The sequence below is a fragment of the Acinetobacter sp. HR7 genome (assembly GCF_000773685.1).
Classification (GTDB): Bacteria; Pseudomonadota; Gammaproteobacteria; order Pseudomonadales; family Moraxellaceae; genus Acinetobacter; species Acinetobacter thermotolerans.
The window spans coordinates 1-19,033 of the sequence record NZ_JPQO01000204.1 but is presented as its reverse complement, the minus strand read 5'-3'; the positions used below and the strand labels follow the sequence as shown (position 1 = coordinate 19,033).

The following is a 19,033-nucleotide window of genomic DNA, read 5'->3' as shown; positions in this document are numbered from 1 at the left end:
CTTTCGCAAGAGGTCTATTAAATAACTTTTTTATGATATTTAGATTAAATCATTTATTCAATAAAAAAGTTTATACGGATAAGACAAATAATAAATAAATTACAAATTAAATACTTTTTTTTCTCGTCTTAAATTATATGCCCAACAGTATTTTCTAGTTCTCTGATTATTTTTTGAATATCTTCCGGAATTTCCATTTTTTGCCCAGTATGTTTATTAATACAGACTAAAACTGCTTCTGAAGTCGCCACAATACTCTGCTGCTGTTCACTCCATAATATATAACTCATTTTGAATGAAGTACGACCGATTTCGTCTATACGCGTGCCAATTTTTAACTGATCCGGATAAACCACCGGTTTTAAATAACGGCATTGATTGGTTGCAACCACAGTCACTAATGCACCCATTAAAATATTTAAGCGCTCCAGATACAGCAGACGCGCACTTTCGATATAACGGTAATACATCACATTATTGACATGACCAAACGCATCCATGTCTCCCCAAGCCACGCGTTGATCTAAGATCACCGGATACTGTGCGAGTGATTGCATATATTTCCCTTTTTTAAATTTTTGTTTGAATGAAATTGGTATTGGTTTCAAAAACCTGATTGAGTTGTCGTTGTAACTCGTCCTGCCCCTGTAAAGCCGCTTTAATCCGTAAATAACTCATACGCACATCATCAGGATATAACTCTAATAATTGCTGTGCTTCATCTTCATGACCTGCTGCCTGCAAGACATGCCATTTGGCAAAGGTTAATACTGGAACAGCGGTATATTTTTCTTCCCACAAAGAAATCTGGCGATTAATCAGCTTATAATCGGGATTTTGTCGCAATAATTGCTGCTGGAACCATAAATAGAATACATCCTGATTAAATTGCTCTTCGAGTAAATGTACCGCCAGTTTTTCATGCTCAACTGCCATTTCCGGCATTTTAAACAACAGTTTCAACCAGAGTAATTTCACCGCATAATCACGGCTAAATATTTCATCGCTTAAATCTAAATAACGCCGCTGCAAATAATTTAAATCATCTTCCGTGGCTTGCTCAAAAGCGAGCAATAACTGTTCCAGCCACAAGGTTTTGATATTCTGCTCTAAATGACCATATTGGGTCGAGCGTAAATATAACCATGGGAATTGTAAGGCAAATTGCCCCCATAAATTAGTTAAACGCTGTTGATAAGCAGATTTCACCTTAAATAACCAAGGCGATAATTCATGCTGATTCAAAAATTCTAAATGGGTTAAAGCCTGCTGCCCATCCTGCTGAGATAAATAGATTTCAATCCGTTGTAATTCCGCCAGTTCAAATGCCATCGGATTCGACTGATTTAATGATTTTAAAGCCTCGTCAAAATGCTGCTGCCCCCAAGATAATCGTGCATGAATAATATCTTTTAATAATCCAGACTGGGCAAAGGACTGTTGAATAAAATCACGCTGATCCTGTGCTGCATTCAGCAACCAGATCACCGCCAATTGCTCATAGGGGTGTAGATGACTAAAACTGAATACTTTCTCAGTTTTACGCTGTTCGCGGGTCAGATATCGCTTCACTACATACCACAGCATTTGCATGCTAAAGCTCAGAATCACTAGGATGCCAACCAATACCCATAAATTGGTCTGTACCTGCCAGTCACGCCAGTATAAATAGGCATAACCAGCACCATGCCCATAACTCAGCACACTGAGGACCGCGACTCCAAACAGGCAGACCAACAAATAAGCAAGCAAAATCTGTTTCATACGTGATCAGCTCATCAAGGTACGGGTATTCAGGGACGGCACTGGGGTCAGTGGTGTATTTTTCATCTGTTCCAGCTGTTTGATCCATTGCTGGCTTTTGGCATCCGGGAGCTGCTGCAATACTTCAATCACTGCACTAATAGCCTGCTGAAAGGGCACCTGCTGTCCTTGCTGTAAGGTCTGCTGCACCATTAATAAACGCAACTGCGCTTCTTTCAAAATAAGGCCACGCTGCATGAGTATGGCACTTGGTTTTGCTGCTGGTTCAATTTGAATCAGACGCTGCCAGAATGAACCAGACGCTGTAGAATTGATTTGATGTGGCGCTTGCATCTCTCTCGCCATTTCCACATCTATATGATTGAGCATGTCACGAATGCGGTTCTGCTGTACCAGACGACTATTGATAAACTGCTGTAGCATCATCTGATCTTTACCCAAAACCTCTTTTAGACTTTCCACTAATGCTGGAGACAAAGCATAGCTATCCAGATTCAACTGTAACTGACTCAGCTTTTCCACAGCCGTACTATACTGTTGTAGCTGTAAGGCAAATTCAATCAAATCCAGCTGCTGACGCACCAGTTCAGTATCATGGGTGACTTTAGCCGCCGAGATTTGTGGTGCTTGAATGTCAGGAGACTTCTGTCCCTGCTGTGCAGAAAGTTGGCGCTTTAAGGCAACAATATTGTCATTCAGATTGGCATTTTGTTTCTGGAGCAGGCTAAAGTTCGTACTGAGTTCATTCTGCTGGCTGCGCAGGTTAAACAGGTCATAGCTCAGTTTGATCATCCAGGCCAATGCCACGATCAATAGCACGATTAAGAATTTTTTCATGAGTGCCCCTGTACCTGCTCCATCTCCCGCACGATCTGACCTGCATTTAAGCTTTCCAGCTGGATAATTTCAAATGCTGTAGCATGATCTTGCCGGTATTCCCCCAAAACTTTGGCCAAACGTAGACCTAAAACAAAATAAATTCCTTTTTCAATCAGCAATATATCATGCTTCAGCAAAGCCAACCAATTTAACCAGCTGGCTTCACTACTAATTAACACTGCATATTGATTTTGCTGTTGTAATTGCGGAAGCAAATGAAGAATTTGCTGTTGCGACTGTAGCGGGCACTGACGCCGATACAATACTAAATTTAGAACCTTAATACCCTGCTGACACAATTGCTGCATCATAAACTGGCGCCCGCCTTCACCACGCCAAAAAGCCACCATTGATCCTTGTGGCAGATTATTTAAAACTGGCAGTTGCAACATACCTTCCGACGTTTCAACTTCTGGTACATGACTTTGAAAGTCGTATTGCAGCAAGGCCTGTTCGGTCTTTTTTCCGACTGCAATCCACTGTATATGCGCCAGTGAATCCAATGAAATTCCAGCCTGCTGCAGATATTGCATACCAATCTCAACCGCAGTGGGGCTGACCACCACAATAACTTGGACATGACTCAACTGCTGATAGAGGTGGTCAAGTTCAGCGGACCAAGGTTGTGCAACCAGTTCTAATAAAGGCAGCTCGACCACAGGAATCTGCGTAACCTGCAGCTGCTGCGTGAGTTGTTGGGCGCGATCCTGGGGGCGGGTATTAATAAACAGCATAGAAAATTATGAATGCAGGGCTTTAAGTAACTCACCTGCACCTTGTGCTAACAGGTTTTGTGCCAGAGAAACGCCTAATTGCTCAGCTTCGCTGGCATCTGCCTGCAACTGTGCTTTTAATAGGGTTATACCATCGGTACTGCCGACACGGCCCTCAATGGAAATTGTGCCAGCATTTAAAGTTGCATAACCCGCGATAGGCACCTGACAGCCACCTTCTAGATAGGCATTGAAAGCACGTTCTGCACGCACACAAGCATCGGTTTCTGCATGTAATAAAGGCAAGATTAGATCAAGAACTACCTGATCGTTGCTTCGGCATTCTAAACCCAAGGCTCCCTGTCCTACGGCAGGTAAGCTGACTTCAGGCACAATCGTATGACGGATACGTTCCGCCAGACCAAGACGTTTCAGACCGGCACTAGCCAGAATAATGGCATCATAGTTACCTGCATCCAGCTTGGACAGACGGGTACCCACATTCCCTCGCAGATCGATAATTTCCAGGTCAGGGCGTGCTTTGAGAATCTGGCATTTACGGCGCAGGCTAGATGTCCCGACTTTAGCACCCTGTGGTAGCTCATCAAAGCTTGTGTAAGTATTGGAAACAAAAGCATCAAACGGATCTTCACGCTCACAGATCACTGCAAGACTTAATCCTTCAGGCAGCACCATCGGCACATCTTTCATCGAATGCACCGCCAGATCAGCACGCCCATCCAGCAAGGCTGCTTCCAGTTCTTTAACAAACAGACCCTTACCGCCAATCTTGGCTAGTGGTGTATCCAGAATTTTATCGCCCTGCGTAACAAAGGTCACCAGCTCCACCTGCAGATCCGCATGTAGTTGCTGCAGGCGTGCACGAATATGTTCCGCTTGCCACAATGCAAGCGGACTTTGTCGAGTTGCGATTTTAAGGGTCTTCATAAATTTCAAATACAATGCGTGTGAACAATAGTCTAAACTTAACCTGATCACTTTAAAATGCAAGTGAATTTATGCAAGTTACCCTTACAAATCAAAATCACATAAATCAAAGTTTATGAATGCGTTCACGCAAATACGGCAAGTGACGTCGACTTACCGCAAGTCGCTCATCCAGCTCACGGCAGCGCACCTGGTATTGTCCTGAGCTGACCACTTCCAGGCCATCCAGATAATTAATCGATACCAGCGCATTACGATGAATACGAATGAAATTTTGGCCAAATTCCTGTTCTAGGTCCTTTAAGGTTTCATCGATCAGGACACTGCCATTTTTATGTCGTACCGTGACATATTTCTGGTCAGCCAGGAAATAGTAAATATTCTCCACAGGGACAAGCTCCACCCCGCGATACGTTTTTGCCGCAATCTGATGGCGGCTGACATTGAGTTCTTCCATATTTTCTTTTTGTTTTAATTGGCTCATTTGAGCTTGGGTGAGTTTAGTTAAATGCTCAAGAACCTGTGACAACTCCTGTTGCATCACTGGTTTAAGCAAGTAGCCTTCTGCATTTGACTTGAATGCATCCAGCGCATGATGGTCATAGGCCGTGCAGAATACAATTGCCGGCATGGGGTCGAGTTGACGTAAATGCTGCGCACAGCGCAAACCGTCCATTTCAGGCATTTGAATATCAAGTAGTACGACATCAGGCTCGTGTTGATGTGCCAGATCGATAGCTTGCTGACCATGGGTAGCCGTCGCAACGACAGTATGGCCCAGCTGGCTGACCAGGCGTGCCAGACGCTCAACCGCGAGTGGCTCATCATCACAGATCAGGATGTCCATTTATCCCTCCTCCAGTTAACATCTCTTTATTATAAAGCTAACCGTATTTTCTTGTTATTTATAATGATATTGCACAACCGTCGTATAAATTCCCTTGCCGGCATAAGTTCTGAAAATCACAGATGGCCCATAATAGGCCTTTAAACGCTGTTGAACATTTTCAATTGCAATACCATTTCCCCGTTTTAATACTGCATCATCCTGTGAATATGGGTTTGTTATAATGATACTAATTTGATTCTGCAGGATTTCGATCAATATGCTTATCGTACTCTTTGTCAGAATTTTTTCAACTCCATGGAAAATACTATTTTCCAAAAGTGGTTGTAAAGTCAATAACGGAATCTGGACTTGTGAGTATAAGTCCTTGTTTTCTAGTTTCCATTCGACCTGTAAACGCTCGCCAAGACGAATCTGTTCAATCTCCAGATAGCGCCGGCACAGGTCAATTTCCTCCTGCAAACTCACCAGTTTCAACTCCTGAAAACTGGCACGAAACAACCGGGATAGATTGAGTAGCATATGTTCCGCTTTATCTGGATCGATACTGATCAAACTAATCGCACTATTCAAACTATTAAATAAAAAGTGTGGCTGAATCCGTGCCTGCATGGCCTGAATCCGGGAATTCAACTCACTATGATGCTGCCGTGACCACTGTTCTCTTAAATACAGATAACGAAAACAAAAAGTTCCCAGCAAAATACCAAAGCTAAGATGCATCCCCACGCGATCAAAGGCGATCTCCGTCGTCAGGCTACGCAGATGAAAATTTATGCCGAAATGTATCAAGACGTTTAAAGTCACTGTCGTGACCAACACAATGGCTTGTAATAACAAGAAACCAGCGATGAGGGCAGCTTTAATGCCCATACGATCAAAGCGCTGGTGAAACAACTGCACAAAAGCCGCAAAACACAGCAGTACCCAGTTGATATACAGCGCATATTGCAACAGATGAGTCAGATTCAGCGCCTGCCAAGACTGGGCTTCAGCCAGACTCAGCACTAGTGCCAGAACATTGCCGCCAACAAATAGCTCCAACAGATAGCGCCAATTTCCAATCAAGCCAAAGAAATAGGAAAATTCCTTGTGACCCATCAGCTCAGCAGAAGATTGAGCAGATGGAACTTCGGCAAGTGCCGTTGAATTTGCTATACTCTTTTTCGTTCTACTGCTTTTAATCTTATTGAGCCGACATGACCACATCTTCTAATTCCTCAAATCCATCACAAGCCCAAACTTCTGGCATGTGGGGCGGTCGTTTCTCTGAAGCGACTGATGCTTTTGTTGCTGAATTTACAGCATCTGTACAATTTGACCAACGTTTTTATAAACAAGATATTGCGGGTTCAATTGCGCATGCAACCATGCTTGCAAAAGTGGGCGTGCTGACTGAACGAGAACGTGATGACATCATTACTGGCCTGAACGCGATTAAAGCGGATATTGAAGCAGGTAACTTCGAATGGCGCATTGACCTTGAAGATGTGCACATGAACATTGAGTCACGTCTGACTCAGCGCATCGGCATTACCGGTAAAAAACTGCATACCGGCCGTAGCCGTAATGACCAGGTAGCAACGGATATCCGCCTATATGTACGTGACGAGATTGATGAAATCTTAAAACTACTGGAAAAATTACAAAAAGGTATTCTGGGTCTGGCAGCAAAAAATACCAATACCATCATGCCTGGCTTCACCCATCTACAAACTGCACAGCCTGTGACTTTTGGTCACCACCTGCTGGCATGGTTTGAAATGCTGGTACGTGACTCTGAGCGTCTGATTGACTGCCGTAAACGCGTCAACCGTATGCCTTTAGGTTCCGCAGCTTTAGCAGGTACGACTTATCCAATCGATCGTGCTTATACGGCTGAACTATTAGGTTTTGAGGCTGTAGCTGAAAACTCGCTGGATGCGGTATCTGATCGTGATTTCGGTATCGAATTCAATGCGGCAGCTTCCCTGATCATGATGCATCTGTCTCGTATGTCAGAAGAAATGATCCTGTGGACTTCTGCACAGTTCAAATTTGTAAATATTCCAGACCGTTTCTGTACTGGCTCTTCCATCATGCCACAGAAGAAAAACCCGGATGTGCCTGAGTTGATTCGTGGTAAGACTGGCCGTGTCTATGGCGACCTGATGAGCCTGTTGACCCTGATGAAAGGTCAACCATTGGCATACAACAAAGACAACCAGGAAGACAAAGAGCCATTATTTGATGCAATCGATACCGTTCGCGGTTCATTGATGGCATTTGCTGACATGATTCCTGCACTGGTTCCAAATGTCGAAATCATGCGTGAAGCAGCCCTACGTGGTTTCTCTACTGCGACTGACTTAGCTGACTACCTGGTGAAAAATGGCGTTGCCTTCCGTGATGCACACGAAATCGTCGGTAAAGCAGTAGCTTTGGGTGTTCAGGAAGGTAAAGACCTGTCTGAACTGACACTGGAACAGTTACAGCAGTTTTCACCACTGATTCAGGCGGATGTATTTGAAAAAGCCTTAACCCTTGAAGCATCAGTGAATGCACGTAACCACATTGGTGGTACTTCACCAGCACAAGTCGAAGCAGCAATTCAACGCGCTTATGCCCGCCTGGAAAAACTTTACGCTTAATGGTATTCGCTTAAATTTGGAGTATTGATATGTCTCGACAAGTATTTTGCCGTAAATATCAAAAAGAAATGGAAGGCTTGGACTTTGCACCATTCCCGGGTGCAAAGGGTCAGGAACTGTTTGACACCGTATCTAAACAGGCTTGGCAGGAATGGCTTAAACACCAGACCACGCTGATCAATGAAAAGCGTCTTAACGTGTTTGAACCAGATGCGAAGAAGTTTCTGGAAGAGCAACGTGAGAAGTTCTTCAACAATGATGAATCATTGGAAAAAGCTGAAGGGCTAAAGCCTGAAGAAAAATAAGGCGCTGCCTTATTTTTCTGCAAGACAAGCACCGAAGGTGCGCGTAGGTCAACATTTGAAAAGCTCCTTGAACGGAGCTTTTCTTATATCAAAAGCACTGCTCCGCCACGCCGCAGACAAGCAGCTATGCTGCGCATAGGCTTTAATTTAAAAAGAATCCCCTATTTACTAGAGGATTTTTATTGCCCTAAAAATCCTAAAAGTTACGCAAGACTAGAAGATTTTTTAAAGGCTATTTTTCAATTACTTAGGTCCAAAATTTTCACAAAAAGAAGAAAATTCCGTTAAATACAACCAAGGAATTCTAAATATTATCTTTAATTAAACTCTATTATTTTGATCAATAGAAATTATTCATTTCTTCAAGAAATTCAGCCCAGTCTTTTATTTCCCTAAAGTACAATATACATAACCCAGCTTTGGGTTAAATTTTTAGACAAAAATTACGACTACTATAAAATTTTACTAATCAATTAAAATTATTTTTCAGGCTCATATTTAACAGATTTAAAACTATAAATCATTGGCTTAGCTTAAAATAAATATTTAATTTGTTTCAAAATAATGGATTGTAAATATCAGATACATGCCACTCTACGAACTGCAACATTTGACTACAAGAATGTACATGAATTAAAAAATCAGCTTCTTATAATAGAACTCAAGAAGATGGCAACATCTTTGTATAATAGCGATAAATATCCCCGATTTCACGCCCAGTTCTTCCCCCAAAGGCTGGGTGTTTTTTTGTCTGTCACTTTTGTCTTGCACATAAAAAAAGCCCCAGTAATTGGAGCTTTATTTTCAGAATCTGTTTAAGGCTGTTTCAGGTATGGCCAGGCCGCTTTCAGGTAAATCATCATCGACCATAAGGTCAATACCACTGCTGTATACAGCAAGGCATAAGCCAACATTTCCAGTGGCTGCCAGTTGAGCAAGAATACCGTAATCGCGATCATCTGGAAGGCTGTTTTGTATTTACCCACAGTTGATACCGCCACACTGGTACGTGCACCGAGTTCTGCCATCCATTCACGCAGGGCGGACACAGTAATTTCACGCGAGATAATCACGATCGCAGCAAAGGCCATGGATACGGTTGGCTGCCATTGCACCAACACGATGAGTGCCGCCGCCACCATCAGCTTGTCCGCTACCGGATCCAGGAAACGGCCAAAGGCCGAGGTCTGGTTCAGTGTTCTGGCCAGATAGCCATCAAACCAGTCTGTCACCGCCGCAATCACAAAAATCGCCGTCAGCAGCATGTGGCGAGTCATATCCGGATTGCTGTTATCAAGCCCCATAGCAGGCGGCCAATATGCCACCAAAAGAAAGACCGGAATCAGGACAATACGTGCCAGGGTCAAGATGTTTGGAATATTCAGGATACGACCTGTAGTCATAGACACCGCCAATTGTTCCCCTCATGTACGATGAAAATGCACATTTTTATTGAGGTTTAATCCATCGTTAATATAACTTCACTTTATACGAATTGACCTGTAGTGTCACTAGGCAAAGACCGTCACTGTCTGTCTGGCAATCGCAATCAGGCGATTTTCTTCATCCCAGAGATAGGCATGTTCAGTGGAATAACCATCTGCAGCATGATCGGTAAACACTTTATATTTAAACCAATTATTCAGCTGATGCTTTAAGGGATGCACATGGGTGACGGTCCAGGTCAGGCTGCTAGCTGGTGCAATTTGCTTGAACATCGGTAGCACACCGGGTGGCCAGATATCAAAGAGTGCCATCAGATCGGCCAGTTCAAAATTCCGCTCCGGATGCCGTTCAGGATTAAAACGACACCAACCACCAAAGTCTGGATGTGAACTTCCTGTACAAGGCAAGTTCATCTCTGCCCAGACCAGATCAAAGTTAACGAAGCACTCAGGCAAGTTGAAATGCTCGGGAATTTTGAACAGGGTTTCAGGTGCTGGATAATCGGGTGCCTGTGCTTCTTGGCTGACCTCGATACTGGATTCACGTGCAACACCGAAGCTGGCAAGCAGAATGCTTTGCACGGCATCATCCTGCCACAAACGCACTTCAACCGTGGTTACTGATTTTCCTTCACGCAGGATTTCGGCGGTGAGTCTTACCGGACGTTGCTGCAATGGGCCAACAAAAGTAACGCTCGTGCTTAATAAACGTTTGGCTGGATCGCTAATGGTCAAAACTGCCTTTTGCATCATCAGTGCCGCAGCCAGACCACCATAAATGGTTCTTCCCTGTAGCCAGCCTTCCGGAATATCCACCCATTCTTCAGTTGCGATTGCAGCATACACCTGATTCAGTGCCATGGTTCATCCCTGTATTGTTATTGAATTTCGGTATCATTCAACAAAACGTACAGGATGTGAATGTCCAATGACTCGCTCGTCACTGAGCATTTTGGCTAATCAGTGGGCTGTTTTTGATACCAGTTTTATTCATGCAGGACTTTATAAATGGTGCGTGCCATCACCTCCCCCAGCCCAGGTACCAATTGTAAATCTTTTTCCGAGGCTTTTAGCACCCCCTGAATCCCGCCAAAATGGGTCAGCAGGTCACGACGGCGTTTCGGCCCCAGACCCGGAATCACTTCCAGCACCGATGAGCCACGTTTCTTATCACGTTTGGCACGATGTCGGGTAATGGCAAAACGGTGTGCTTCATCCCGCACCTGCTGGATCAGGTGCAGTGCCTTGTGATCCTCCGGCAACTGAATCTTGGTACCATCGGTAAAGTGTAGAGTTTCCAGACCCGGTTTACGCCCTTCACCTTTGGATACACCGACCATAAAGGCCTCCAGACCAAGATCTTGCATGACTTCCATCGCCATGTGTAGCTGTCCTTTACCACCATCAATCAGCAACAGGTCTGGCAGCATGTGCTTCTTATAACGTCGGGTCAGTGCCTGACGCATCGCGGCATAGTCATCGCCTGCCTGGATGTCTTGGATAGAAAACTGGCGATAATCACGTTTCCGTGCACCACCTGAATCAAACACCACACAAGACGCTACGGTTTCTTCGCCCATGGTATGTGAGATATCAAAACATTCAATTCGGTCTATTGGACGACCCACCACCTGCTCCAGCTGATGAAAACGTTCATTCAGCTCAAAGTGATTGGCCAGCTTGGTCTTGATGCCTTGCAGCACATTCATCTGTGCCAACTCCAGCCATTCCGCCCGGGTTTCCCGCACCTTGGACTTGATCTGAATTTTCTTTTCAAAATGCTGAGATAAAGCCTGCTCCAACTCCTTGCGATCAGTCACATCGACATTGACGATCAGTTCTGCCGGAATTTCATCGGCAACTTGGAAGTAGAAATTGGCAATAAAGTCATTCAGCATCTGGCCCAGATCATCACCCTGCATATCCGGGAAATAGCTCTTGCCGCCGAGCATCTTGCCATTGCGCACATGCATGATCTGTACACAGGTCACCCCAGCCTGGTGGGCAATCGCCAAAATATCCGCTTCGCCTTTCACTTTGTAAATTGCTTGCTGGGCCTGCACATCACGCAACAAAGCCATACGATCGCGGTAGAACACCGCTTTTTCAAATTCGAGCTTTTCTGCCGCCTCTTCCATCTTGGCGATCAACTGCTGGTTCAGCTCCTTGGTATCGCCTTGCAGAAAGCGGATCGAGTTATTCACGTCTTCCTGATAATCCTCAGGTGAAATCAGGCCCACACAGGGACCGGAACAACGCTTAATCTGGTATTGCAGACACGGACGCTTGCGCTGGGCAAAATAGCTGTTTTCACATTGACGCACATTGAACAGTTTTTGCAGGATCACCAGCGTATCGCGGGCATTGTAGGCACTGGGATAAGGCCCAAAAAACTTGCCCGCCTGATGCTTGCCTTTGCCCCGCCCTGCGGCAATGCGCGGATAAGGCTTGTCACTGGATATAAAAATATAGACATAGGATTTGTCGTCACGCAGCATGATGTTATACGGCGGACGATGCAGCTTGATCAGGTTCTGTTCCAGCAGCAGCGCTTCGGTTTCAGAGCGCACCACCAAGGTCTGAATATCGTAAATGCGGGCCACCAACGCCTGAGTTTTTGGGTGCTCAATCGTCTTGACAAAGTAGCTGGAAACGCGATTTTTCAGGTTTTTCGCCTTGCCCACATACAGCAGTTCGCCATCCTTGCCATACATCCGGTACACCCCCGGAAGCGTGGTCATATTCGCCAGGATTTTTTCAATATGGGGACGCGCGTTCTCGTTCACCTGCTACCTATTTTTTCACATGCAATATGCAGAATAATGTGATGCTTGATGCCTGATTTTCAAGCATGTTGACAAAATTACCATCAAAGCTATGCATTCGCTGTTTTTGCCAAGCAGACATCCTGATGAATTTATAAGCTGAGCATAATGATTTGATTGCTAAAAGCTATAATTTTCAATTGATATCTTTGCTATGCTCAGCGCATCCCAGTTTGAGATTTTCAGGATGACCGTGCAGTCCTCTGGTCCACATATTGTTCGACCTGCCACTTCTACGCATAGCGCTTCGGAACGTGACCGCCTGATTGGCAAGCCACGCTTCCATTTTGAGCCCAAAGAAGTAATGCAGCTGTTGCGTGAGCGCATTATCGGACAAGATGCAGCACTGGATGAAATTGAGAAAATGCTGCATGTGGTCAAGGCGGATTTTTCCAACCCGGAGCGTCCGCTGTCTGTCACGCTGATGCTGGGGCCAACCGGGGTCGGTAAAACTGAAACCGTACGCCTGATTGCCGAAGCGATTTATGGCCGTCCGGATGCCTTCTGCCGGATTGATATGAATACCCTAGCGCAGGAACACTATGCCGCTGCACTGACTGGTGCACCTCCGGGTTATGTTGGCTCCAAAGAAGGTCACAGCCTGTTTGATGAAACAGCCATTGCAGGTAGTCACACCCGTCCAGGCATCATGCTGTTTGATGAACTGGAAAAGGCATCGAATGAAGTCATTCGAGGCCTGATGAATGTACTGGATACAGGGCGTTTAACCCTAACCGCAGGCACCAAGACCATTGATTTCCGTAACTGCATGATCTTTATGACCAGTAATGTCGGCGCTCAGGCGGCGCAGCAATATCTGGAAAAACTCAGCTTCCTGCCACAAAAAATGCAAGAGCTGTGTCTGAAAAAAATGCCGACCAAGCGCATTATTGAAAAAGTCATGCAGCGCAAGTTTGATCCGGAATTTCTGAATCGCATTGACCGTACCCTGCACTATCAAGCAGTGCAGAATGATGCCCTACCGCGTCTGGTGGAAATTGAACTGGAAAAACTGAATAAACGCCTGCAGCACCAGAAACGCACAGTGATCCTGACCGATGCAGCCAAAGCCTATTTCTATCAGGGTCATGACATTCGCTATGGTGCCCGTCATCTGGGCCGTAAAATGCGCACTGAACTGGAGCCAATTCTGGCGATCTATTTCTTGAATCAGCCAGACCAGCTCACTTTAAACCTGGACTGTGTCGATGGTCAGCTGGTGATTCAGCCTGCAAGTTAAATTTTCAGTCCAGCCAAATCACCAGAGGTAGAATTCTCAAGATTAGGCTTTAGGTTGAACTGCCTGAATAAAGGCCGCCTGATCTTTAGGAGAAACCAGAATAAATTTCTTTACCCCATTTTCTTCATAGTCAATTTTTAGACGCTTTAAAGACAAAGCCGGGGCGATACTGGACAGATCAGTCGGCTGGATCTGCTGGATACTGGACAATGGAATCTGCCATTTCAGCCACACACTGCGAACAGTTAGGATGCCATTTTCAACAATGTAACGTGTGCTGAGCAAAGGCCACCACAGCACCGCAATAGTCAGCATATACACCGTAGAATGTAGCGGATACTGTTCTAATGTGCCTTTGGCCTGCATCACCAGTAATAACTGCAATAACAGTCCTGACATACAGACAATAAAGGCGACAATCCACCAGTCTTTCTTGGAACGAAACTTCTGCATACACCCCCCTCATGTGTTGCAGTGCAACTGAAACTTATACCTGATTTCAGTTACTTTTACTGTTGATTCTGGCATAAAAAAACGCGCCACAGCGCGTTTTTCAGTGACTTAATGAAACACATAAGGCCGGATAAAGATCAGGAAGAAAATACCCCACATCAGGAACCATTTCAGGAAATAGTACAGCGTGCGGTTTTTCTTCTTCAGTGCTTTGGCTTTGATGCGGATCTGATACACATAACCAAAGACCTTGTTCAGGCCGCCTGTCTGATCCCCCGCTTCATTTGGTGAACTCGCAGCCGTCATCACGTTCTTGCCAAACCAGTGGTTAAAACGTTCCATCCAGCGGGTCTTTAATGGGCGTTCGACATCGGCAAAGAAAATGATCCGGTTCTGGTCGGTCTTGTTTTCGGCATAGTGGATGTAGGTTTCATCAAACACCACACTTTCGCCATCACGCCAGGAATATTTCTGACCATCGACATCAATAAAGCAGCGGTCATCATTTGGAGTCATCAGTCCCAGGTGATAACGCAACGAACCGGCATACGGATCACGGTGTCGTACCAGACGGCTATCCGGTGCCAGTTCGGTAAACATGGCAGCTTTAATGGTTGGCAGAGTCTTTAACAATGCTGTCGTTTTTGGGCAGAGTTCCATCGCAGAAGGATGTGCCGAGTCATACCATTTCAGGTAAAAACGCTTCCAGCCGGTTTTAAAGAAAGAGTTAAAGCCCAAATCATCATAACTGCTGGAGGCCTTGATCCCACCTTGGGCATATAAGGCTTTGGCTTCATCCCGAATCATTTCCCAGTTTTCATCCAGAACTTTCAGATCCTTGAAATGCTGGGTGTCGATATAAGGCTGGTTGGGTACTCTGGAAAACAGGTACATCAAAAAATTAATCGGTGCCAGGATCGTGGAATGGTCGAAAAACTGGCGGTAAAACGTATGACGTACCTTACCCCGTTGCTGAATATATAAGGCAGATATGACAAATATCGCCAATATAAGCCACTTGATCATAAAATTACCTAAACTTTCAGGATGATGTTCCTGAATTGATTTACATATTTTCAAAGGCCGGCATTATAGCAAATGTGAAAAAATGGGCGATGCTCTCCATCGGCACAGCCAAATATGGATTGCTTACAGATCAGTCCCTCTAGTCTGCAATTGACCTTTTTGACAGAAAAAGTAAAGTTTTTTTGGCTTGAAATACTGCTGCTTCGCCCAATATAAGCTTGAGTCCCGATAAAAAAATCAAGCTGAAACAAAACCTTCACTTATAAGTGAACTCAGCCGCTTTAAAAAGACACATAAAACCTTGTCTCAACCCTTCAAAAATAGATGACCCTTGCGTCACGGCTTGATACAACTTGTTATGTTCTTTTTAGATATAGTTATCGTAAGATTAGCGAGGCAAAAAAGTGCGCAGGATACGCGTACAAGCTTCAAAACATCAACTTAGAAGTCCTCCAGAATAAAGGAGATCAGGCATGATCCACGCTGGCAATGCCATTACCGTCCAAATGCTTTCGGACGGAATTGCAGAATTCCGCTTTGACTTACAAGGTGAGTCGGTCAACAAATTTAACCGTGCAACAATTGAAGATTTCAAAGCTGCGATTGAAGCGGTGAAATCAAACGCAGACATCAAAGGTTTAATTGTCACTTCAGGTAAATCGACATTTATCGTGGGTGCAGATATCACAGAGTTTGGTGAAAACTTTGCACAAGGCGAACAAGCTATTGTGGAATGGGCACTGCCTGTTCACGACATTTTCAACTCTTTTGAAGATTTAGATATTCCTAAAGTTGCTGCAATCAATGGTATGGCATTGGGCGGCGGCTTCGAAATGTGCTTAGTGTGTGACTACCGTGTGATGTCAGAACAGGCACAGGTTGGCCTTCCAGAAATCAAACTGGGTATCTTCCCTGGTTTCGGCGGTACAGTTCGTTTAAGCCGTGTGATTGGTATCGACAATGCCGTTGAATGGATGGCAATGGCGAACCCTAAAAAGCCAGCTGCTGCACTGAAAGACGGTGCTGTAGATGCAGTGGTAGCTGCAGACAAACTGCAAGAAGCTGCCATTGACCTGGTAAAACAAGCCATTGAAGGTCGTCTGGACTGGAAAGCAAAACGTCAGGAAAAACTTGATCCTGTAAAACTGAGCATGCTTGAGCAAATGATGGCGTTCAATACGGCAAAAGGTGCGGTTCTTGCGAAAGCAAACCCTGCTCAATACCCTGCGCCAAAATTAATGCTGGATTCTTTACAGGCAGGTGCAAGCCTTCCACGTAACGAAGCATTGAAAGCAGAAGCACAAGGCTTTGCAAAAGCTGCGGTAACACCTCAAGCGGGTGCATTGATCGGCCTGTTCCTGAACGATCAGGTGGTGAAGAAAACTTCGAAGAAATATGAGAAAGGTGCTCACCCTGTCAATCAAGCAGCTGTTCTAGGCGCGGGTATCATGGGTGGCGGTATTGCTTACCAGGCGGCAAGCAAAGGCACCCCAATCATCATGAAAGACATCGGCAACCCGCAACTGGCCTTAGGTATGTCTGAAGCGAACAAATTGCTGACCAAGCAGGTTGAACGCAAGAAGATGAAACCGGCACAAATGGGTGAAACGCTGGCGCGCATCCGTCCGACTTTAAGCTATGACGAGTTTAAAGAAGTCGACATCGTGATTGAAGCGGTTACTGAAAACCCGAAAGTGAAAGGCATCGTACTGAAAGAAACTGAAGCGAAAGTGCGTGAAAATACGATCATTGCTTCTAACACGTCTACCATCTCAATCACACGTCTGGCTGAAAACCTGGAGCGTCCTGAGAACTTCGTGGGTATGCACTTCTTCAACCCGGTACACATGATGCCACTGGTAGAAGTCATCCGCGGTGAAAAAACTTCTCCTGAAGCAATCGCGACTACCGTTGTTCTTGCCCAGAAAATGGGTAAAACACCAATCGTGGTGAATGACTGTCCGGGCTTCCTGGTAAACCGTGTACTGTTCCCTTACTTCGGTGCATTTGACCTGTTACTGAAAGACGGTGCTGACTTCCAGCAAGTTGACAAAGTGATGGAAAAATTCGGCTGGCCTATGGGCCCTGCTTACCTGATGGACGTGGTTGGTATCGACACTGGCGTTCACGGTGCAGAAGTCATGGCGGAAGGCTTCCCGGACCGTATGAAGCCAGACTTCAAAGGTTCAATCCAGGTGATGTACGAAAACAAACGTCTAGGTCAGAAAAACGACGTTGGTTTCTACAAGTACGAACTGGACAAGAAAGGCAAGAAAGCGAAACAGGTTGACCCAACTGCTTACGAACTTGTGGCTTCTGTTGCAACCGCTGAAAAACGTGAATTCGATCCGCAAGAGATCATTGACCGCATGATGCTGGCATTCTGTAACGAAACTGTTCGTTGTCTGGAAGACAACATCGTTGCAACACCTGCTGAAGCAGACATGGCAATGATCATGGGTGTAGGCTTCCCTCCATTCCGTGGTGGCCCATGCCGTTACATCGACCAAACTGGTGTAGCTGAGTACGTTGCGCTTTGCGACAAGTACGCACATTTAGGGAAAGCTTATGAAGCGCCGCAATCTCTGCGCGACATGGCTGCTAACAATAAAAAATTCTACGGTTAAGGAGCAACGTGAATGGCTACTTTAAATCCACGTGACGTTGTCATCGTTGATGGCGTACGTTCAGCAATGGGTAAATCCAAAAATGGTATGTTCCGCAATGTACGTGCTGACAGCCTTTCTGCTGAACTGGTACGTGCGCTGGTTGCTCGTAACCAATTCGATGTCAACGAAGTTGAAGACGTGATCTGGGGTTGTGTCAACCAGACGCTTGAACAAGGCATGAACATCGCGCGTAACATCGCGTTGCTGGCGGATCTTCCTAAAACTGTTGCAGGTCAAACGGTAAACCGTCTGTGTGGTTCTTCTATGCAGGCAATCCACACCGCAGCTGCGCAAATCGCAACTGGCCAGGGTGATATCTTCATCATCGGTGGTGTAGAACACATGGGTCACGTTGGCATGATGCACGGCATCGACCTGAACCCAGAAGCATCTAAACACTATGCAAAAGCATCTAACATGATGGGCTTAACTGCTGAAATGTTAGGTCGCATGAATGGCATTACCCGTGAAGAACAAGATGCGTTCGGTGTTGAATCTCACCGCCGTGCTTGGGCTGCAACTCAGGAAGGCCGTTTCAAGAACGAAATCATCGGGATCGAAGGTCATGATGCGAACGGCTTTAGAAAACTGTGCGACATCGACGAAGTAATCCGTCCAGATGCGAACCTGGAAGCGTTCAAAGCACTGAAACCAGTATTCGACCCTAAAGGTGGTTCGGTAACTGCTGCGACTTCTTCTGCGCTGTCTGACGGTGCATCTGCAATGCTGCTGATGTCTGCTGAACGTGCTCAGGCGCTTGGTCTAAAACCACGTGCAGTGATCCGTTCTATGGCGGTTGCAGGCTGTGACGCTGCGATCATGGGTTATGGTCCTGTACCAGCAACTCAGAAAGCGCTGAAACGTGCTGGCCTGAAAATTGAAGACATGCAGACCGTTGAGCTAAACGAAGCATTCGCTGCACAAGGTCTGTCTGTACTGAAAGGCTTAGGTTTGTACGAGAAACAGGACATCGTAAACCTGAACGGTGGTGCGATTGCGTTGGGTCACCCATTGGGTTGTTCTGGTGCACGTATCACGACTACCCTGCTAAATGTAATGGAGCAGCAAGATACTCAAATCGGTCTTGCGACCATGTGTATTGGTCTGGGTCAAGGTATCGCGACCATTATCGAACGTGTTTAATTCTTAAATACTTCGATCAAAAAATCCTCGCTTCGGCGGGGATTTTTTATTTTCGCAGATTCAAATCCCAAGTGCGACACATTTGTAGTTAGTTGAAAAAGTTAGGTGTATTCATAGAATCATTAGACTTTTTCAACTCGCAATTG

The 19,033-nt window shown here is 45.4% G+C and carries 17 protein-coding genes; 5 read left to right on the top strand and 12 right to left on the bottom strand.

Going from position 1 to position 19,033, the window contains the following annotated elements:
• Positions 1-128: 128 nt before the first annotated feature.
• The 7 genes from GW12_RS12610 to GW12_RS12580 form a co-directional block, all read right to left on the bottom strand.
• The gene (locus tag GW12_RS12610; RefSeq protein WP_034588058.1) at positions 129-557 is read right to left on the bottom strand and encodes a thioesterase family protein; all 429 of its coding nucleotides are present in this window, start codon (positions 555-557) and stop codon (positions 129-131) included.
• A 13-nt stretch (positions 558-570) separates the two neighbouring features.
• Positions 571-1,764, bottom strand: a complete 1,194-nt coding sequence (locus GW12_RS12605; RefSeq protein WP_034588055.1) for a hypothetical protein — start codon at positions 1,762-1,764, stop codon at positions 571-573.
• Positions 1,765-1,770: 6 nt separating this feature from the next.
• Positions 1,771-2,601, bottom strand: a complete 831-nt coding sequence (locus GW12_RS12600; protein WP_034588054.1) for a hypothetical protein — start codon at positions 2,599-2,601, stop codon at positions 1,771-1,773.
• Positions 2,598-3,377: a uroporphyrinogen-III synthase gene (locus GW12_RS12595; protein WP_034588052.1), complete on the bottom strand. Its 780-nt coding sequence runs from the start codon at positions 3,375-3,377 to the stop codon at positions 2,598-2,600. Before GW12_RS12595 ends, GW12_RS12600 begins: the two co-directional genes overlap by 4 nt.
• A 6-nt stretch (positions 3,378-3,383) precedes the next feature.
• Positions 3,384-4,304, bottom strand: coding sequence for a hydroxymethylbilane synthase (gene hemC / locus GW12_RS12590; RefSeq protein WP_034588049.1), 921 nt, complete (start codon positions 4,302-4,304; stop codon positions 3,384-3,386).
• 106 nt (positions 4,305-4,410) lie between these two features.
• On the bottom strand, positions 4,411-5,151 hold the full coding sequence (locus tag GW12_RS12585) for a LytTR family DNA-binding domain-containing protein (RefSeq protein WP_034588048.1): 741 nt from the start codon (positions 5,149-5,151) through the stop codon (positions 4,411-4,413).
• A 54-nt stretch (positions 5,152-5,205) separates the two neighbouring features.
• Positions 5,206-6,360, bottom strand: a complete 1,155-nt coding sequence (locus GW12_RS12580) for a sensor histidine kinase (RefSeq protein ID WP_034588045.1) — start codon at positions 6,358-6,360, stop codon at positions 5,206-5,208.
• Here GW12_RS12580 and argH point away from each other — a divergent pair.
• Positions 6,351-7,781 carry an argininosuccinate lyase gene (gene argH, locus GW12_RS12575; protein WP_034588042.1) on the top strand — a complete coding sequence of 477 codons (1,431 nt, stop codon included), beginning with the start codon at positions 6,351-6,353 and terminating at the stop codon, positions 7,779-7,781. The two genes, GW12_RS12580 and argH, sit on opposite strands and share 10 nt — an antisense overlap.
• A 29-nt stretch (positions 7,782-7,810) precedes the next feature.
• On the top strand, positions 7,811-8,086 hold the full coding sequence (locus tag GW12_RS12570) for an oxidative damage protection protein (protein WP_034588041.1): 276 nt from the start codon (positions 7,811-7,813) through the stop codon (positions 8,084-8,086).
• 815 nt (positions 8,087-8,901) lie between these two features.
• On the opposite strand, the gene pgsA is transcribed toward GW12_RS12570, so the two are convergent.
• From pgsA to uvrC, 3 genes are all read right to left on the bottom strand, one after another.
• A complete protein-coding gene (gene pgsA, locus GW12_RS12560; protein ID WP_034588037.1) occupies positions 8,902-9,489 on the bottom strand; it encodes a CDP-diacylglycerol--glycerol-3-phosphate 3-phosphatidyltransferase in 588 nt (195 codons plus the stop codon).
• Between the two features lie 108 nt (positions 9,490-9,597).
• Positions 9,598-10,392: a thioesterase family protein gene (locus tag GW12_RS12555; RefSeq protein ID WP_034588035.1), complete on the bottom strand. Its 795-nt coding sequence runs from the start codon at positions 10,390-10,392 to the stop codon at positions 9,598-9,600.
• Between the two features lie 125 nt (positions 10,393-10,517).
• Complete coding sequence (gene uvrC / locus GW12_RS12550; RefSeq protein WP_034588031.1) at positions 10,518-12,317, bottom strand: excinuclease ABC subunit UvrC; 1,800 nt, start codon at positions 12,315-12,317, stop codon at positions 10,518-10,520.
• 226 nt (positions 12,318-12,543) lie between these two features.
• Between uvrC and GW12_RS12545 the strand changes: the two genes are divergently transcribed.
• A complete protein-coding gene (locus GW12_RS12545; RefSeq protein ID WP_034588028.1) occupies positions 12,544-13,596 on the top strand; it encodes an AAA family ATPase in 1,053 nt (350 codons plus the stop codon).
• Positions 13,597-13,638: 42 nt separating this feature from the next.
• Here the strand turns inward: GW12_RS12545 and GW12_RS12540 are convergent, their stop codons facing one another.
• A complete protein-coding gene (locus GW12_RS12540; protein ID WP_034588025.1) occupies positions 13,639-14,049 on the bottom strand; it encodes a PH domain-containing protein in 411 nt (136 codons plus the stop codon).
• Between the two features lie 108 nt (positions 14,050-14,157).
• Complete coding sequence (gene lpxO / locus GW12_RS12535; protein WP_034588024.1) at positions 14,158-15,075, bottom strand: lipid A hydroxylase LpxO; 918 nt, start codon at positions 15,073-15,075, stop codon at positions 14,158-14,160.
• Positions 15,076-15,548: 473 nt separating this feature from the next.
• Between lpxO and fadB the strand changes: the two genes are divergently transcribed.
• Complete coding sequence (gene fadB / locus GW12_RS12530) at positions 15,549-17,702, top strand: fatty acid oxidation complex subunit alpha FadB (protein WP_034588022.1); 2,154 nt, start codon at positions 15,549-15,551, stop codon at positions 17,700-17,702.
• Between the two features lie 12 nt (positions 17,703-17,714).
• On the top strand, positions 17,715-18,887 hold the full coding sequence (gene fadA, locus GW12_RS12525) for an acetyl-CoA C-acyltransferase FadA (protein WP_034588021.1): 1,173 nt from the start codon (positions 17,715-17,717) through the stop codon (positions 18,885-18,887).
• Positions 18,888-19,033: the final 146 nt, after the last annotated feature.

Excerpts from the sequence above, each read along its gene's own strand:
- GW12_RS12610 (WP_034588058.1), bottom strand. The coding sequence starts at position 557 with ATGCAATCACTCGCACAGTATCCGGTGATCTTAGATCAACGCGTGGCT.
- GW12_RS12605 (WP_034588055.1), bottom strand. The coding sequence starts at position 1,764 with ATGAAACAGATTTTGCTTGCTTATTTGTTGGTCTGCCTGTTTGGAGTC.
- GW12_RS12600 (WP_034588054.1), bottom strand. The coding sequence starts at position 2,601 with ATGAAAAAATTCTTAATCGTGCTATTGATCGTGGCATTGGCCTGGATG.
- GW12_RS12595 (WP_034588052.1), bottom strand. The coding sequence starts at position 3,377 with ATGCTGTTTATTAATACCCGCCCCCAGGATCGCGCCCAACAACTCACG.
- hemC (WP_034588049.1), bottom strand. The coding sequence starts at position 4,304 with ATGAAGACCCTTAAAATCGCAACTCGACAAAGTCCGCTTGCATTGTGG.
- GW12_RS12585 (WP_034588048.1), bottom strand. The coding sequence starts at position 5,151 with ATGGACATCCTGATCTGTGATGATGAGCCACTCGCGGTTGAGCGTCTG.
- argH (WP_034588042.1), top strand. The coding sequence starts at position 6,351 with ATGACCACATCTTCTAATTCCTCAAATCCATCACAAGCCCAAACTTCT.
- GW12_RS12580 (WP_034588045.1), bottom strand. The coding sequence starts at position 6,360 with ATGTGGTCATGTCGGCTCAATAAGATTAAAAGCAGTAGAACGAAAAAG.
- GW12_RS12570 (WP_034588041.1), top strand. The coding sequence starts at position 7,811 with ATGTCTCGACAAGTATTTTGCCGTAAATATCAAAAAGAAATGGAAGGC.
- pgsA (WP_034588037.1), bottom strand. The coding sequence starts at position 9,489 with ATGACTACAGGTCGTATCCTGAATATTCCAAACATCTTGACCCTGGCA.
- GW12_RS12555 (WP_034588035.1), bottom strand. The coding sequence starts at position 10,392 with ATGGCACTGAATCAGGTGTATGCTGCAATCGCAACTGAAGAATGGGTG.
- GW12_RS12545 (WP_034588028.1), top strand. The coding sequence starts at position 12,544 with ATGACCGTGCAGTCCTCTGGTCCACATATTGTTCGACCTGCCACTTCT.
- GW12_RS12540 (WP_034588025.1), bottom strand. The coding sequence starts at position 14,049 with ATGCAGAAGTTTCGTTCCAAGAAAGACTGGTGGATTGTCGCCTTTATT.
- lpxO (WP_034588024.1), bottom strand. The coding sequence starts at position 15,075 with ATGATCAAGTGGCTTATATTGGCGATATTTGTCATATCTGCCTTATAT.
- fadB (WP_034588022.1), top strand. The coding sequence starts at position 15,549 with ATGATCCACGCTGGCAATGCCATTACCGTCCAAATGCTTTCGGACGGA.
- fadA (WP_034588021.1), top strand. The coding sequence starts at position 17,715 with ATGGCTACTTTAAATCCACGTGACGTTGTCATCGTTGATGGCGTACGT.